Source organism: Streptomyces flaveolus, assembly GCF_014648815.1.
GTDB lineage: Bacteria > Actinomycetota > Actinomycetes > Streptomycetales > Streptomycetaceae > Streptomyces > Streptomyces flaveolus.
In genome coordinates this window covers 30,652-45,875 of the sequence record NZ_BMRV01000003.1, presented here as the reverse complement: position 1 = coordinate 45,875, position 15,224 = coordinate 30,652, and the positions used below count along the sequence as shown (strand labels likewise).

The following is a 15,224-nucleotide window of genomic DNA, read 5'->3' as shown; positions in this document are numbered from 1 at the left end:
GGCCCGTCGTCCACGGGCCCCCTTCCTCTGTCCTCCTGGCGCTCATCGCTCCCCCGCGCGCTCCCTCGTCACCGTCGTCGGCACCGGTTCGGGCCGGTCCCGGAACGCCGCGACGGTGCGTTCCAGGCCGTCCTGCCAGGTCACGGCCGGCAGCCAGCCGAAGATCTCGCGGGCGAAGCCGGTGACCGGGCGGGGCGGCAGGGGCCGGTCGCCCGGCGCGTCGACGAACACGAGCGGCGAGTCGGAGCCGGTCAGCTCGATCACGCGCCGTGCGATCTCTACGGCCGTCGGTTCCTCGTCGCCCCCGAGGTCCACGGGCCGTACCGAGCGGCCGGCCGCGACCAGCAGCACGCCGTCGACCATGTCGTCGACGTAGCACAGGGGGTGCGTGAGGCTGCCGTCCCCGGCGACGGTGACCGGCTGCCCGGCCAGCGCCTGCTCGATGAAGGCGGCCGGCATCCCGCCGTCGTCGGTCCGCATGCCGGGCCCGTAGCCGGTAAAGAGCCGCACGATCCCGGCGTTCGAGCCGTGGGCGCCCGCGTGCGCGGCGACCAGGGCCTCGGCGAACCGGACGGCTTCGGCCCAGGCGCTGTGCGGGCCGACCGGGTCGGCGTCGTGGCCCGGATCCGCGTGCTGCGGCCCGGCCGCGAGGCAGGGCGGCGAGGAGGCGAGCAGGAACCGCGCGCCGTCCCGTGCCGCGATGCCCAGCGCGGCACGGGTGCCGAGGCTGCCCGCGTCGAGCAGCTCGACGGGCCGCTCCGGCCAGGCGGCGGGGGTCGGGGGGCCGGCCAGATGCAGGACGAGGTCGTACGGGCCGGTGAGGGCCTGGGCGCAGCCGGGCTCGGAGATGTCCCGCTCCAGGAAGCGGAACCCGGGGCGGCCGGCCAGATGGGCGACCTTCTCGGCACGCCCCGTGGAGAGGTTGTCCAGACAGTCGACTTCGACATCCGAATCCAGCAGGCGGGTGCACAGGTGGGATCCCAGGAAGCCGGCACCGCCGGTCACCAGGGCCCTGCCCCACGGGGCTCGGGCCCTGTCGTACGGGGTGAACGTCGCCATCGGCATCATGAGGAGACCGTCCTTCCTCCGCGCTGCGCCGGCGGACCGCGTGACGAGCCTGCCCCGGGTGCCCCACCGAGTCGCTTTCATGCTCTGACGCCTGCCGTGCCCCTCCGGTACACCGTCGTCACACGCATCACGGACGCGCGGCGCAGGGCCCGGGAGCGGTCGCTGTGGCGGTGGTCACGAGTGCCGGGGGCGGACACTCCGAACAGCCCGGACCCTGTGATCAACCACACTCACGCGCCCAAGTAGCCCGCGTGCTCGGCCCGTTGGCGTTCGCAGGACCGGCGTCGCACGGTCGGCCGACATCGACTCGGCCGCCCCTTCTGCCACGATGGTCGGCGCCGTGTCCCGGCTCATCGGGGTGGCCGCGCAGTGCAGCCGGCGTCCTCACTCCCGTGTTCCTGTCCCTTCCGGGTCTTACGACTCGCCTTCGAGTGGCGCACTGTGTCTTCCTCTTCACCCCCCGCTCCGCCGGCCCCTGCGCGGGCTCCGTCCGAGTCGGCGTCCCGCTCACCGTGGCGTTCCCTGCGGTACCGCAGCATGCGCTGGTGGTCCGTCGCGAACTTCGTGTCGAACGCCGGCACGTGGATGCAGCTCACGGTGCAGAACCTGCTGGTCCTGCAGATCACCGGGTCCGCCGCCGCGACGGGCCTGTCCATGTCCGTGCAGGCCGCGCCCGCGCTGCTGATCAGCGTCTTCGGCGGCGCGGCGGTCGACCGCTGGCCGCGGAAACTGACCGCCGCGGTCAGTCAGGCGCTGCTCGGCGCGGTGGCGTTCGCGACGGCCCTCCTGGTTGCTCTGGACCGCCTCGACATCGCCTCCCTGATGGTGCTGGCCGCCGTCACCGGCGTCATCGCCACGGTCGACGGCCCGGCGTGCTCCCTGCTGGGCAACGACCTGGTCCCGCCCGAGGACGTTCCGTCCGCCATCGGGGTGGGCGCGCTGGTCCACCAGGCGGGCCGCCTCACGGGCGCCGCACTCGCCGGTGTGACGGTCGGCTTCCTCGGTACGGCCGCCGCCTACGCCGCGAACGGGCTGTCGTTCCTGTTCGTGGCGTCGGTCATCCCCTTCCTCCGCCCCGCCCGCGGGGCCGTCCGGGCGGCCGGGACGGCGGTGCGCACCGCGCGGAAACGGCGTGACGCGGACCGCGGCATGAGCGTGCGGGAGGGCCTGGCCTTCTTCGTACGCCGCCCCCGGCTGCTCGCGCTGGCCGGCGTGACCGGTGTCAGCGCCGTCTTCGGGCGCAACTACCAGCTCACGCTGGCTGTGCTCGTCACCGGGCCGCTCGCGGGCGGTGCGGGCTCGTTCGGCACGGTCTCCACCGTCCTGGCGGTCGGCGGCATCATCGGCGCGGTCCTGGGCGCCCGGCTGCGCCGGCCCTCGGTGCGGGTCGTGGGCGCGCTGGCGGCGGCGGGCGGTCTGCTGCAGGTGGTGGCCGGGCTGTCGCCGTCACTGGCCGTCCTGCTGGTGATGGTGCTGCCGATGGCAGTGGTGGAGTCCGTCTCCGACACCGCGGGCACGGCGGTCCTGCAGACCGACCCGCCCGCGCACCTGCGGGGCCGGGTGCTCGGGGTGTGGGGCAGCGTCGGCACGGTGTGGAGCCTCGGCGGGCCGCCGGTGCTGGGCCTGCTGATGGAACTGGCGGGGGCGCGTGGCGCACTGGTGGCGGGCGGCCTGATCATCGCGGCCACGATCGGGGCGGGGTATGTACTGCGTGCCCGCAGGCCCGCGGGGGCGGTGCTGGTAGGGGCAGCCACCTCGGCGACGCCGGAGACGCCGACGCGGGCGGCGCTGGGGACGGCGGCGTGACCCTGCGGGGCGGAGGCCGACGTTGTTTCGGCACCCGGCGCTGGTGCGGGTCGCGTGGCCCGGTGTTGCGGGGTGCCCGGCGCTGAGGCGGGGCGGGGTGGGTCGCGTGGCCCGGCGTTAGCGGGGTGCCTCCCCCACGCTCGGGGCATGGGCAGCGGTCCGCGGCGGCGTAGCGCGGCGGTCCGCAGTGAGCCGGACAGCGGCCCGCAGCTGAGCGGAGCGCGAAGTGGCGACGGCGGTCAGCCGCGTACGGCGAGAAGGGGACGTGTCGGGGGGTGTCCGCCCGCAGCGGTTGGCGCGTCCGCGCCGAGTACTTCTGTGGCCGACCGATTCCGCGCCGTTCCGAGGACGGACACCCCCCGGCGCGGCCCCGACCCACAAGACCACGCACCGCGCTACCCGCACCCCCACCGAACCCGCACAGGCCGCCGCAGGCACCCAGCCCCACCACCGGAGGCACCCGCACAGGCCGCCGCAGGCACCCCGCCCCACCACCGGAGGCACCCGCACAGGCCGCCGCACGCACCCCGCCCCACCGCCGGTCAGGCGACCCGTGCCTGGCCCAGGCCGAGCCGGTCGATGAGTTCGTCCAGGTGCAGTTCCGCCACGGACGCGAGCAGGTCGGGGTGGCGCAGCAGTGCCGCCGCCCGCCGGTCGCTCTCGTCGGGCGCGAGCAGGCGGCGGAACTCGGCCGCCGTCCCGGCGGCCGGACCGGCCTCGGCGAGCGCCGACACGGCCAGGGCGGCCAGCTCCGGGTCGGTCAGCAGACAGGCCGCCCAGCTCGTCACGACCTCGTCCACCCAGGTCCGCCAGGCGTACGCGTCCATGTCGGCGGCCGGCGTGCCGTCCACCCCGGTGATCCAGTCGAGGCGGGCGGACCCGCCCGGGCCCGACATGGACATCAGCGCGGCGTCCATCGGCGTGGGGTAGCGCAGCCGAGCCGCGACCGTCACGGCCTGCCGCGCCTGCGCCTCGCACAGGGCGGAGGCCAGCGCGCCGCCGGACGCCGGATAGGCGCACGTGAGCCACTGGGTGGTCGCCGCGATCACGGGGGAGAGATCTGCTTGCACTGCCGGACCGTCCGAACTGCTCGTCGTGGGGACAGGGGCCCCGGTCGTCGCGAGGACCCGGGGCCCTGGGACGGGAAGCCCGCGAAAACCGTAGCCCGCGACGCACCGCGCGGGACATGGCCCGGGCGTCCTCCACGGCGTGGCCTCGGACACATCCGGCCCGCCACCGCCCTGCCGGACGTGACCCGTCCTTACCGAGCGGTGTCATCCTTGGACCCTGCCGATCACCGGGTGCCCGCCCGGTCGCTGGTGTGGAGGAGAACCCCCTGAGTACCGCCCTCGTCCCCGAGGCCTTCTCGGTCGTCCTGCTGCTCGCCGTCCTGGCCTTCGCCGTGCTGCGCCCCCGGGGACTGCCGGAGGCCGCTGCCGCCGTACCCGCCGCCGCGCTGGCCGTGGCGCTCGGCCTCGTCACGCCGCACGAGGCCTGGGACCAGACGCGCACGCTGCTGCCGGTCGTCGGCTTCCTGGCCCTGGTCCTGATGCTGGCGTACCTGTGCGCGAAGGAGGGCCTGTTCGAGGCCGTCGGCGCCGCGGTGGCCCGCCGGTGCGGCGACAGTCCGCGACGGCTGCTGACGGGGGTGTTCGCGGTGGCGGCCGCGGTCACGGCCGTACTCAGTCTGGACGCCACCGTCGTGCTGCTCACCCCGGTGGTCCTCGCCACCGCGGCCCGGTCGGGCGCCCGGGCACGCCCGCACGTGTACGCCACGGCGCACCTGGCGAACTCGGCGTCCCTGCTGCTGCCGGTCTCGAACCTGACCAACCTGCTGGCGTTCACGGCCAGTGGGCTGAGCTTCACCCGGTTCGCCGCGCTGATGTCACTGCCCTGGCTGGCCGCGATCGCCGTCGAGTACGTGGTGTTCCGGCGCTTCTTCCGGGCCGACCTGTCCGTGCCCGCGACCCTCCCCGCACCCGTCCCCGCGTCCGCCGCCAAGCCGGGAACCGCCTCCGGTCCCGGCGACGGGCCGCCCGTTGCGGCCCCGGAGCCCGCTGTCCCCCGGTTCACCGTCGTCGTCCTGGCCCTCACCCTGGCCGGTTTCGCCGTGTCCTCGCCGACCGGGCTGGAGCCCGCCTGGGCGGCGCTGGCCGGGGTCCTGGTGCTCGGTGTGCGGGCGCTGTCCCGGCGGCATGTCACACCCCGGGAGCTGGTCGGCGCCGCCGCCCCGTGGTTCTGTCTGTTCGTGCTGGCCCTGGGCGTCGTGGTGCAGGGTGTGGTGGCGGGCGGCCTGGCCACGGGGCTGGGGCACCTGCTGCCCGAGGGTCATTCGCTGACGGCGCTGCTGGGGGTGGCGACGGTGGCCGCGGTGCTGGCCAACCTCATCAACAACCTGCCGGCCGTCCTGGCGCTGCTCCCCCTGACCGCGCCCGCCGGACCGGGCCCCGTCCTCGCCGTGCTGATCGGCGTGAACCTGGGCCCGAACCTGACCTACGTCGGCTCGCTCGCCACCCTGCTGTGGCGGCGTGTCCTGCACCGGCACGGAGTCGAGGCGGACCTCGGCCGGTTCACCCGGCTCGGCCTGCTCACCGTCCCGGCCACGCTGGCCGTCTCGACCGTGGCACTGTGGGGCATGCTGCGCCTCGTCGGACCGTGACACCGCCCGAGACCCCGCAACCGGCACCCGCACCCGCACCCGGCGGATCACGCCCGCGTTCGCCGGATCACCCCGCGTTCACCACGCCCCGCCGGTGAGGGTGGGACGCCGTACGGCCTCGGCGGCGTCCCGCAGGTGCAGGGCCACGGTGATCAGGGCGCGCAGAGCGGAGGGGCGCAGGCTCTGGGCGCTCTCGGCGGCCAGCACCAGCAGACAGCCGGCGGCCTGCTCGACCACCGGGACGGAGAACGCGAAGTCGTCGCCGTCGGCACCGCGGAACGCGCGCCAGGGGGTCGCGGCGCCGTCGATGGCCTTCTGGACCGCGTGCTCGAGATGCTGTGCGGCCTGTTCGCACACGGGGGCCGGCAGGACGATGGTGCGGTGGAACGCTGAACTGGTCATAGTCCCACTGCTCCCCCGCCCCCGGGGTGTTCCCTCGGCGCCGTGAGCGTTTTTCACCGGGTCGGCGGTGTCCCGGCCGTAGTCTGACCGCCATGTCTCGCGCACTCTCGCCGTCGGCCGCCGCCGCCCGGCTCACCGGCCGGACGGTCACCGGTGAGCGCCGGCTGTCCGGGACGCTCGCCGAAGTGGACCTCGACGACGGACGCACGGTGATGGTCAAGCGCGGGGAGGGCGCCGGGGCGGCGCGGGCCGAGGCCGCGGGGCTGCGCTGGCTGGCCGGCGCGGGCGCCGTCCGGATCCCGGCGGTGCACGGCGACGACGCGTACTGGCTGGTCACCGACCGGGTCGTGCAGGGACCGGCGAGCGAGGAGGCGGCGGCCGGGTTCGGCCGGGAGCTGGCGGCCCTGCACGCCGCCGGGGCGCCCGCGTTCGGGTCTCCGCCGCCCGGCGGGTCCGTGAAGGCGTACATCGGGCTCGCCCCGATGCGCAACGTCGAGGGGGACGCCTGGCCGGGGTGGTACGCCGAGCACCGGGTGCTGCCGTATCTGCGCCGCGCGGTCGACGCGGGCACCGTGCGGGCCGCCGAGGCGGCCGACGTGGAGCGGGTATGCGAGCGGCTGCCCGAGCTGGCGGGACCCGCGGAGCCGCCCGCGCGCCTGCACGGCGACCTGTGGAACGGCAACGTGCTGTGGGGCGCCGACGGGCACGTCCGGCTGATCGATCCGGCGGCGCACGGCGGGCACAGGGAGACCGACCTGGCGATGCTGCGCCTCTTCGGCTGCCCGCACCTGGACCGGATCCTCACGGGGTACGACGAGGCGGCGCCGCTCGCCGACGGCTGGGCGGGCCGCGTCGGCGTGCACCAGCTGTTCCCGCTGCTGGTGCACGCCGTGCTGTTCGGCCGCGGCTACGCCGAGCAGGCCGCGGCCGCGGCACGGGCCGCCCTGGCCGGGTGAGCGGCAGGGCGGCCCGTGCGGTGACGGTCGTCGTCAGCGGGTCACGACGTGCCGTTCGTCTGGGACGCAGTGGGTCATCGTCAGGCCCTCCACGTCCCGCGGCGGGTTCTTGCCGAGGTTGGCCAGGCGCTCGCGGTCCTCGTCGGTGAGGTCCTGACTCGCCAGCGGCTCCAGGTGCCTGACGTCCTGCGGGCTGATGCCGATGCCCTCGCCGACCCGCAGGCCGAGGTCGTTCTCGACCAGCAGGAAGTGCCACACCATGCGCTCCTGGACCGGCCGGTCGCACTGGGAGAGCAGGTCGATGAAGTTCGCCACCAGATCGTCGCGCTCCCACTGCTCCATGAGCAGATAGCGCTGCCCGGCCTGGAGGTAGTCGTTGGTGCGCGGGATGCGCTTGCGGGTGAGCCGGCCGCGGATCTCCGGCCCCTGATCGTCGTGGGTGGGGTACTGGGCCTCGCGCAGGCCGCCGGTGATCGACGGCTCGTAGTTGACGATCGGGTTCTCACCGCCGCCGTCCACGTGGTACGTCATCTGGCCGTCGCGCTGGTTGGTGCGCACCTGTGCGTTCTTGGCCTGGTTGACGGGCAGCTGGAGGTAGTTGGGGCCGACCCGGTAGCGCTGGGTGTCGCTGTACGAGAAGGTGCGGCCGACGAGCATCTTGTCGTCGGAGAAGTCCAGGCCGTCGACGAGGACACCCGTGCCGAAGGAGATCTGCTCGTTCTCGGCGAAGTAGTTCTCCGGCATCCGGTCGAGCACCATCCGGCCGACGGGCTTGGGCGGGAATTCCTGCTCGGGCCAGACCTTGGTGTCGTCCAGCGGGTCGAAGTCGAGCTCCGGGTGGTCGTTGTCGTCCATCATCTGGACCTGGAGCTCCCACTCGGGGTAGTCCCCGCGCGTGACCGCGTCGTAGAGGTCCTTGGTGGCGTGGCCGAGGGACTGCGCCTGGACGTTGGCCGCGTCCTCCTCGGTCATGCTGCGGACGCCCGCCTTGGGGATCCAGTGGTACTTGACCAGGACGGTGTGGCCCTCGGCGTTGACCCACTTGTAGGTGTTGACGCCGAAGCCCTGCATGTGGCGGTAGTCCGACGGGATGCCGCGCGGGCTGAACAGGTTGACCAGCATGTGCATCGACTCGGGTGTCTGCGACATGAAGTCGAAGATGCGCCGCGGCTGCTGTTCGAACGTCACGGGGTCCGGCTTGAGGGCGTGGATGACGTCCGGGAACTTGATCGCGTCCCGGATGAAGAAGACGCCCAGGTTGTTGCCGACGAGGTCCCAGTTGCCGTCCTCGGTGTAGAACTTCACCGCGAAGCCGCGCGGGTCGCGGGCCGTCTCCGCGGAGTCGCGGCCGCCGATGACGGTGGAGAACCGGACGGCCACGTCGGTGCGCTTGCCCCGCTCCTGGAACAGCTTGGCCCGGGTGAAGCGGTCGATGGGCTCGTCGCCCCAGGCGCCGTAGGCCTCGAAGTACCCGTACGCGGTCACGCCGCGGGCGTGCACCACGCGCTCGGGGATGCGCTCCCGGTCGAAGTGGCTGATCTTCTCCAGGAACTGGTAGTTCTCCAGCGTGGCGGGGCCGCGGGCACCGACCGTGCGCTGGTTCTGGTTGTCGTGGACGGGGTGTCCCTGTCGGTTGGTGAGCACCTTCCGGTCGTCGCCCGGGCCGGGTCCCTGGCTCGATACGTCCGTCATTATCGTGGGCTCCTTCGACTCGTGGCCGCCGTGGGACGCGGCCCTGAGCTGCGAGGCGGCCGTCGGCCGCGCACATGGGCGGCCCGGGTACCCGGGCGCGGGGTGTCCGTCACACCCCAGTTTGCGCAGCTTCGGTGACGGTGTCGTGCGGGCCGGTGCGACAGGGCGAGGCCCGGGTCCGCGGCGCGCGGGTGCCGGGTGGGCCGCGGCATGCCGAAGGCCCGGTCACCGTGTCGTGGTGGTGTCCGGGCCCGGGAGGTGGCGGGTCCGTCGTCAGCCGCCGTTCAGGCGGGCGCGCAGCAGCGCCTTGCCCAGTTCGGCTCCCTTGCGGCTGTCCGCCTGCGCCTTGCGGAACAGCTCCGCGACCTCGGTGTCCTTGTTGCGCTCGGCGTCCTGGATGTACGTCTCCAGGCGCAGCGCGTTGTTCAGGCACGACTCGACGTACCAGATGAGGTTGTAGTCCTTGTCCTGCGTGCCGGTCACGCCGCCGGTCTCCGTACCGCTGGTCATGCGGGCCTCCTCTTCGAGGGGTTCGTTCCGGGGTCCGGGGCCGGGTACCCGGGCCGCGCCGGGGCACACGACGTCGCCGGGGCCGGCACCACGGGCACAGTGATGTCCCACCGGGTCACATGTCCCATTGGGACATTTCCAGGTGTACGCTCGGAGACATGACGGCAGCGAAGCCCCCCACCGCCCCCGAGGACCGGCGGCAGCGCAAGGCGCGGCAGACCCGCTACGCACTGGCCACCGCCGCCTGCGACCTGATCCTGGAACAGGGGCCGGCGGGGACCACGGTGGAGGCCATCGCCGAGCGGGCGGACGTCACCCGCCGCACGTTCAGCCGGCACTTCGCCGGCAAGGAGGACGCCGCACTCGACTTCGTCCGCCGCGACGGTGACCGCATCAACGCACTGCTGCGCCTCCGTCCGGCCGACGAGCCGCCCCTGCTCGCCTATCGCAGGGCGGTGCGCGACTGGCTGGCCGACCGGGAGGACCCGGCCTGGCACGTGCGTCCCCGGATGCGCCGGCTGCTGTCCCTGGTGGACAGCGAGCCCGATCTGTTCGCCGCCTACCAGCGCATCCGCGTCGACGCCCAGGAGGAGTCGATCCGGATCGTCGCCGACCGGCTCGGCACCGACGACGCCCGGGACGTGCGCCCGGCCGCGATCGTCGACGCCGCCGCCGGAGTCCTCGTCGCCGCCCTGCGCCTGTGGGCGCGCGGTGCCGAGGAGGACCCGGGAGCCGCAGACCTCGCCGCCCTCGTGGAGCGGGCCTACGACGCCCTGACCTCGGAGGCCGCGGCCGCGGTCCCCGACAGCACCACCGAAGAGTGAGAGCAGGCATCATGAGCACCACCGGCACCACCCCCGCCGCCCCCGAGTTCACCGGCCGCACCGCCCTCGTCACCGGCGCCGCGTCCGGCATCGGCCTGGCCACCGCCCGCCGCCTGGGCGCCGGCGGGGCGAACGTCGTCATCGCCGACTACAACGCCGAGGGCGCCGCGAAGGCCGCCGCCGACCTGACGGCGGAGGGCATCCGCGCCGCCGCCGTCGAGCTGGACGTGACCCGCCCGGAGTCCGTGGAAGCCGCCGTCCGCTTCGCCGTCGACACCTTCGGCGGCCTGGACCTCGCCGTGAACAACGCCGGCATCGGCGGCCCGAGCGCCCCGACCGGCGAGTACGACATCGAGGCCTACCAGCGCGTCGTGCGCACCAACCTCGACGGCGTCTTCTACTCGATGCGCTACGAACTGCCCGCCATGCAGGCCGCCGGCAAGGGCGGCGCCATCGTCAACGTCGCCTCCATCCTCGGCTCCGTCGCCTTCGCCGGCTCCCCCGCCTACGTCGCCGCCAAGCACGGTGTGGTCGGGCTGACCAAGGCCGCCGCCGCGGAGTACGCCGCCCAGGGCATCCGCGTCAACGCGGTCGGCCCCGGCTTCATCGACACCCCGCTGCTGAAGTCCATGGACGAGGCCGCCTACAACGGCCTGGTCGCCCTGCACCCGGCCGGCCGCCTCGGGCGCTCCGAGGAGGTCGCCGAGCTGATCGCCTTCCTGCTCTCGGACCGGGCGTCCTTCGTCGCCGGCAGCTACCACCTGGTGGACGGCGCCTACACCGCCGTCTGATCCCGCGTCGCGCACAGGGTCAGCACGGGGGACAGAACAAAACAACGGGGGACAGAACAAAGGAGTTCGACCATGAAGGCACTGCAGTACCGCACCATCGGGGCCCCGCCCGAGGTGGTCACCGTCCCCGACCCCGAGCCCGGCCCCGGCCAGGTGCTGCTGAAGGTCACCGCCGCCGGGGTGTGCCACTCCGACATCGCGGTGATGAGCTGGCCCGCCGAGGGATTCCCGTACGAGCTTCCCCTCACCCTCGGCCACGAGGGCGTCGGCACGGTCGCCGCGCTGGGCGCCGGGGTGACGGGCCTCGCGGAGGGCGACGCGGTCGCCGTGTACGGCCCCTGGGGCTGCGGCACCTGCGCCAAGTGCGCGGAGGGCAAGGAGAACTACTGCCTGCGCGCCGAAGAGCTGGGCATCCGCCCGCCGGGCCTCGGCCGGCCCGGCTCGATGGCCGAGTACCTGCTCATCGACGACCCGCGGCACCTGGTCCCGCTGGACGGGCTCGACCCGGTCGCGGCGGTGCCGCTGACGGACGCCGGGCTGACGCCGTACCACGCGATCAAGCGGTCGCTGCCCAAGCTGGTCCCCGGCTCGACGGCGGTGGTCATCGGCACCGGCGGCCTCGGCCACGTCGCCATCCAGCTGCTGCGCGCCCTGACGTCCGCCCGGGTCGTCGCCCTGGACGTCAGCGAGGACAAGCTGCGCCTCGCCCGTGAGGTGGGCGCGCACGAGGCGGTGCTGTCCGACGCGAAGGCGGCGGACGCGGTGCGCGAGATCACCGGCGGTCTTGGTGCCGAGGCCGTGTTCGACTTCGTCGGGGTGGCGCCGACCGTGCAGACCGCCGGCGCCGTCGCGGCCGTCGAGGGCGATGTCACCCTGGTCGGCATCGGCGGCGGGTCGCTTCCCGTCGGCTTCGGCCTGCTGCCCTTCGAGGTGTCGGTCAGCGCCCCCTACTGGGGCAGCCGCGGCGAGCTGATCGAGGTGCTGGACCTGGCCCGGTCGGGTGCCGTGTCGGTGCACACCGAGACGTACTCCCTGGACGACGCCCCGCTCGCCTACGAGCGGCTCCACAAGGGTCAGGTCGAGGGACGCGCGGTGATCCTCCCGCACGGCTGACCGGACCCGCCCGTCCGCCGGGTCTCCCGGCCGCTGCGGGCCCCGGGCGAACGCAGCAAGGGGGCGCGACCGGTCCCCCGTTCCGGTCGTGCCCCCGCGGCCCGTCGAATGTATGTGGACAGTCGGCCGGTTGTGAATCGTCTCGGTGCCCACTGCCGGGCCATCCGGACTCACCTGTGCACGGGTGAGTCCGGATGGCCCGGTTTCGTCCCGTGCAGGTTCGGCTGGTCGAGGTCTCCCAGGGCCAGGTGGGCCAGTACCACCTCGTACAGGTCGCTGCCGGCGGCGAGCAGCTGACGCTCCAGGACGGGTTCCGCGCTGCGGACGTGCTCCCGCACGGTCTGGGCGTGGACGCCGAGCCTGCGGGCAGCCCGCTCGGCGTTGCCGCCGACGGCGATCCAGGTGCGCAGTGTGCGGCGCACGTTCCGCGCGTCCGGCTCCAGCCGGCCGAGCAGGTCACCGGCCCAGGTGCGCAGCGCGGGTCCGGCCAGCAGGTCGGTGAGGCAGGCCCGGCCCGGGGCGGCCGCGTTCTGGTCGGGGCCCGCCGCGAGGGCGGCCTGGGCGTTCAGGGCGAGGTGGACGGCGGCGCGGACGGTCAGGTCGGTGAAGTCGGTGCGCAGCAGGCCCTCGACGCGGTCCATGCGGGCGCGGACCGTGTTGCGGCTGACGCCGAGGACCTTGGCCGTGTTGACGGCGGTGAACTCCAGGCCGAGCCGGGTGGTGGCGAGCAGTTCGGCACGGGTGTGGTGCGGCAGACCGTCGAGCGGGCGCAGCACGCGGGCCGTCCAGTCCCCCAGCGCGGCCGGGTCCATCAGGCGCTCGGGGCGGGTCCGCTCGGCGTACACGGCGGCCTTCCCGGGACGGAAGCGGGCGACGGCCAGGGCGCTCACGGCCTGCCCGTACGCGACGGCGGTGCGGGCGAGGCTCTGCCGGGCGCTGCCGCCGAGGAAGACGCCAGGGGTGCGGCCGACGAGCGCGCGCAGCGCCTCGCCGATCGCGTCGCGGGGCGTCAGGACGATGACGTGCCCGTCCATGGCCGGGCAGCGCACCACCAGGGCCCGTTCTCCCGTCGCCGACAGGCACTCCTCGGCGAGGCGGTCGCGTTCCTCGGGAACGCTCTCCACCACGTAGACGCACGCCGTGTCGGTGTCGAGGAGGCCGGGCCAGAGTCCGGCGGCCACGCGGCGCGCGGAGACGGTGTCCTCGACCATCAGCAGTTGCAGGATGGCCAGGCGCAGGTCGGAGGTCGCCCGCCGCAGCCGCTGTCCGGCGGCGGTGGACTCGTGTTCCGCCAGCAGGAGTTCCAGCACCTGGGCGGTGTGCGTGACGATGTCGGCGGCCCGCCGGTCGAACGGGAGGTCGCGCGCCACCGCGAGGACGGCGGCCGGTGCCGGGTGGGCCCGCTCCACCCGGACCAGGCGCAGGTGGCGACCCCGGTCCTCGAGGGCGGCGGAGGCGATCCGGCCGGTGGTGATGTCCGCGACCAGGTACTGGTCCAGCGGAGCAGGGGTCCCGGCCAGGAGGCGGCCGGTGCCGTCCTGGAGCGTCACGGCCGCGTCCACGGCTCCGGCGAGCCAGGTCACGACCCTGCTCACGTCGCGTCCGGCCGGCCGCAGATGGCCGAGCAGTTCCTCCGCCCACCCCGCGTGCCCGCCGGTCCTCGCGTTCCGCTGCCGTGTCCCGTCCTCGCGGCCCGCCACGTCGGCCTTCTCCTCGCCTCGCCTCACTTCCGGTCCAGGCCGGGGACGTTACCGCATGCTCGTCCACGGCGCGGAGCACGCGGGCGGCGGCCCGGCCCGCGCGGCCTGCGCGGCGTCGTGGCGTCGTGGCGTCGTGGCGTCGTGGCGTCGACCGGGTGTGCTCGGTCGGGGTGCGCGGGCGGCATAAGCTCGGTGAATGGCGAAGTACTTCGACGTGCACCCCGAGAACCCCCAGCCGCGCAGCATCGCCCAGGTCGCCGACAGCGTCCGCGCGGGCGCGCTGATCGCGTATCCCACGGACTCCTGTTACGCGCTGGGCTGCCGGCTGGGCAGCCGCGACGGGACCGACCGCATCCGCTCGATCCGGCACCTGGACAACCGGCACCACTTCACCCTGGTGTGCCAGGACTTCGCGCAGCTGGGTCAGTTCGTGCAGATCGACAACGACGTGTTCCGGGCGATCAAGGCGTCCACCCCGGGCAGTTACACGTTCATCCTGCCCGCGACGAGGGAGGTGCCGCGCATGCTCCAGCATCCGAAGAAGAAGACCGTCGGCGTGCGCATCCCCGACCACGTCGTCACCCAGGCGCTGCTGGCCGAGCTCGGTGAACCGCTGCTGTCCAGCACGCTCCTGCTGCCCGACGAGGAGGAGCCGATGACGCAGGGCTGGGAGATCAAGGACCGCCTCGACCACGTGGTGGACGCGGTGATCGACTCCGGGGAGTGCGGCACCGAACCGACCACGGTCGTCGACTTCTCCGGCGGGGAGGCGGAGATCGTGCGACGGGGCGCCGGCGACACCACGCGGTTCGAGTAGCGGGCCGGCCGCCGGCCCCGGGGGCGCGCACCGCACCCCGTGGGCCGGCGTGCCACGATGGCCGTGATCCGCCGGCCGCCCGGCGGACCGGACGCCGAGATCCGACCGAGAGGGCAGCCCCGCCATGACCGCCGTAGAGGGCAACGCCGTCGACATCCCCACCGACGACGGAACCGCCGACGCCTACCTCGCGCACCCCGGTGACGGGAACGCCCGTCCCGCGGTCCTGTTGTACATGGACGCCTTCGGGCTGCGCCCGCAGCTGAGGGCGATGGCCGACCGGCTGGCCGGCGAGGGATACACCGTGCTGGTGCCGAACGTGTTCTACCGGCACGGGCGGGCGCCGGTCGTCGAGCTCCCCGAGTTCATCGACCCGGGCGCGCGCCCGGAGATCTTCCAGCACCTCGGCCCGATCATGAAGTCGCTCACGCCGGACCGGGCGATGCGGGACGCGGGCGCCTATCTGCGGTGGCTCGCGGACTGCCCCTCGGTCGCCGACGGCCCGGTGGGCGTGACCGGCTACTGCATGGGCGCCGCGCTCGCCCTGCGCACCGCGGGCACGTACCCGGACCGGGTTGCCGCCGCGGCCGGCTTCCACGGCGGGAACCTGGCGACCGAGGGGCCGCAGAGCCCGCACCTGGTGGCCGGGGACGTCACCGCAGAGCTGTACTTCGGGCACGCCGACCGGGACCCGGGCATGCCTCCCGAGCAGCAGGAGCGCCTGGAGGCCGCCCTGACCGGAGCGGGCGTCCGCCACCGCTGCGAGGTCTACGCAGGGGCGCACCACGGCTACACGCAGGCCGACACCGCCGCGTACGACCCGGAGGCGACCGAGCGGCACTGGGGCGAGCTGCTCGGCCTGCTGAAGCGGACCCTCTGACCCTCG

Annotated in this window: 14 protein-coding genes; 8 read left to right on the top strand and 6 right to left on the bottom strand. The window is 74.2% G+C overall.

Features of this window, described 5'->3' with window-relative positions; all coding sequences use genetic code 11:
• Positions 1-42: 42 nt before the first annotated feature.
• A complete protein-coding gene (locus tag IEZ05_RS07800; RefSeq protein WP_189229274.1) occupies positions 43-1,068 on the bottom strand; it encodes an NAD-dependent epimerase/dehydratase family protein in 1,026 nt (341 codons plus the stop codon).
• A 537-nt stretch (positions 1,069-1,605) separates the two neighbouring features.
• Between IEZ05_RS07800 and IEZ05_RS07795 the strand changes: the two genes are divergently transcribed.
• Entirely contained in the window at positions 1,606-2,874 is a 1,269-nt protein-coding gene (locus IEZ05_RS07795) for an MFS transporter (RefSeq protein ID WP_189229273.1), read from the top strand.
• A 542-nt stretch (positions 2,875-3,416) separates the two neighbouring features.
• Here IEZ05_RS07795 and IEZ05_RS07790 read toward each other — a convergent pair.
• Positions 3,417-3,944, bottom strand: a complete 528-nt coding sequence (locus tag IEZ05_RS07790) for a hypothetical protein (RefSeq protein WP_189229272.1) — start codon at positions 3,942-3,944, stop codon at positions 3,417-3,419.
• 251 nt (positions 3,945-4,195) lie between these two features.
• Between IEZ05_RS07790 and IEZ05_RS07785 the strand changes: the two genes are divergently transcribed.
• A complete protein-coding gene (locus tag IEZ05_RS07785) occupies positions 4,196-5,533 on the top strand; it encodes an SLC13 family permease (protein WP_229869601.1) in 1,338 nt (445 codons plus the stop codon).
• Between the two features lie 78 nt (positions 5,534-5,611).
• Here the strand turns inward: IEZ05_RS07785 and IEZ05_RS07780 are convergent, their stop codons facing one another.
• Complete coding sequence (locus IEZ05_RS07780; RefSeq protein WP_189229270.1) at positions 5,612-5,935, bottom strand: hypothetical protein; 324 nt, start codon at positions 5,933-5,935, stop codon at positions 5,612-5,614.
• Between the two features lie 92 nt (positions 5,936-6,027).
• On the opposite strand from IEZ05_RS07780, the gene IEZ05_RS07775 reads away from it, so the two are divergent.
• Positions 6,028-6,891, top strand: coding sequence for a fructosamine kinase family protein (locus IEZ05_RS07775; protein WP_189229269.1), 864 nt, complete (start codon positions 6,028-6,030; stop codon positions 6,889-6,891).
• A 33-nt stretch (positions 6,892-6,924) separates the two neighbouring features.
• Here IEZ05_RS07775 and IEZ05_RS07770 read toward each other — a convergent pair whose 3' ends face one another.
• Together IEZ05_RS07770 and IEZ05_RS07765 are read right to left on the bottom strand one after the other, a co-directional pair.
• Positions 6,925-8,583, bottom strand: a complete 1,659-nt coding sequence (locus tag IEZ05_RS07770) for a catalase (protein WP_189229268.1) — start codon at positions 8,581-8,583, stop codon at positions 6,925-6,927.
• Positions 8,584-8,856: 273 nt separating this feature from the next.
• Positions 8,857-9,093 carry a hypothetical protein gene (locus IEZ05_RS07765; protein ID WP_189229267.1) on the bottom strand — a complete coding sequence of 79 codons (237 nt, stop codon included), beginning with the start codon at positions 9,091-9,093 and terminating at the stop codon, positions 8,857-8,859.
• A gap of 158 nt (positions 9,094-9,251) precedes the next feature.
• Here IEZ05_RS07765 and IEZ05_RS07760 point away from each other — a divergent pair, with 158 nt between their 5' ends.
• The 3 genes from IEZ05_RS07760 to IEZ05_RS07750 all read left to right on the top strand — a co-directional run bounded on the left by IEZ05_RS07760 (position 9,252) and on the right by IEZ05_RS07750 (position 11,821).
• A complete protein-coding gene (locus IEZ05_RS07760) occupies positions 9,252-9,917 on the top strand; it encodes a TetR/AcrR family transcriptional regulator (RefSeq protein ID WP_189229266.1) in 666 nt (221 codons plus the stop codon).
• 11 nt (positions 9,918-9,928) lie between these two features.
• Positions 9,929-10,708 carry an SDR family NAD(P)-dependent oxidoreductase gene (locus IEZ05_RS07755; protein WP_189229265.1) on the top strand — a complete coding sequence of 260 codons (780 nt, stop codon included), beginning with the start codon at positions 9,929-9,931 and terminating at the stop codon, positions 10,706-10,708.
• Between the two features lie 72 nt (positions 10,709-10,780).
• Positions 10,781-11,821 carry an NAD(P)-dependent alcohol dehydrogenase gene (locus tag IEZ05_RS07750; RefSeq protein ID WP_189229264.1) on the top strand — a complete coding sequence of 347 codons (1,041 nt, stop codon included), beginning with the start codon at positions 10,781-10,783 and terminating at the stop codon, positions 11,819-11,821.
• 170 nt (positions 11,822-11,991) lie between these two features.
• On the opposite strand, the gene IEZ05_RS07745 is transcribed toward IEZ05_RS07750, so the two are convergent.
• Positions 11,992-13,521 (bottom strand): helix-turn-helix domain-containing protein, encoded by a 1,530-nt coding sequence (locus tag IEZ05_RS07745; protein WP_189229794.1) that lies wholly within the window; start codon positions 13,519-13,521, stop codon positions 11,992-11,994.
• 196 nt (positions 13,522-13,717) lie between these two features.
• On the opposite strand from IEZ05_RS07745, the gene IEZ05_RS07740 reads away from it, so the two are divergent.
• Together IEZ05_RS07740 and IEZ05_RS07735 are read left to right on the top strand one after the other, a co-directional pair.
• Positions 13,718-14,338 (top strand): L-threonylcarbamoyladenylate synthase, encoded by a 621-nt coding sequence (locus IEZ05_RS07740; protein ID WP_171990798.1) that lies wholly within the window; start codon positions 13,718-13,720, stop codon positions 14,336-14,338.
• A 124-nt stretch (positions 14,339-14,462) separates the two neighbouring features.
• Positions 14,463-15,218, top strand: a complete 756-nt coding sequence (locus IEZ05_RS07735) for a dienelactone hydrolase family protein (protein ID WP_189229263.1) — start codon at positions 14,463-14,465, stop codon at positions 15,216-15,218.
• The last annotated feature ends 6 nt before the right edge of the window (positions 15,219-15,224 follow it).

Excerpts from the sequence above, each read along its gene's own strand:
- IEZ05_RS07800 (WP_189229274.1), bottom strand. The coding sequence starts at position 1,068 with ATGATGCCGATGGCGACGTTCACCCCGTACGACAGGGCCCGAGCCCCG.
- IEZ05_RS07795 (WP_189229273.1), top strand. The coding sequence starts at position 1,606 with ATGCGCTGGTGGTCCGTCGCGAACTTCGTGTCGAACGCCGGCACGTGG.
- IEZ05_RS07780 (WP_189229270.1), bottom strand. The coding sequence starts at position 5,935 with ATGACCAGTTCAGCGTTCCACCGCACCATCGTCCTGCCGGCCCCCGTG.
- IEZ05_RS07775 (WP_189229269.1), top strand. The coding sequence starts at position 6,028 with ATGTCTCGCGCACTCTCGCCGTCGGCCGCCGCCGCCCGGCTCACCGGC.
- IEZ05_RS07770 (WP_189229268.1), bottom strand. The coding sequence starts at position 8,583 with ATGACGGACGTATCGAGCCAGGGACCCGGCCCGGGCGACGACCGGAAG.
- IEZ05_RS07765 (WP_189229267.1), bottom strand. The coding sequence starts at position 9,093 with ATGACCAGCGGTACGGAGACCGGCGGCGTGACCGGCACGCAGGACAAG.
- IEZ05_RS07760 (WP_189229266.1), top strand. The coding sequence starts at position 9,252 with ATGACGGCAGCGAAGCCCCCCACCGCCCCCGAGGACCGGCGGCAGCGC.
- IEZ05_RS07755 (WP_189229265.1), top strand. The coding sequence starts at position 9,929 with ATGAGCACCACCGGCACCACCCCCGCCGCCCCCGAGTTCACCGGCCGC.
- IEZ05_RS07750 (WP_189229264.1), top strand. The coding sequence starts at position 10,781 with ATGAAGGCACTGCAGTACCGCACCATCGGGGCCCCGCCCGAGGTGGTC.
- IEZ05_RS07740 (WP_171990798.1), top strand. The coding sequence starts at position 13,718 with ATGGCGAAGTACTTCGACGTGCACCCCGAGAACCCCCAGCCGCGCAGC.
- IEZ05_RS07735 (WP_189229263.1), top strand. The coding sequence starts at position 14,463 with ATGACCGCCGTAGAGGGCAACGCCGTCGACATCCCCACCGACGACGGA.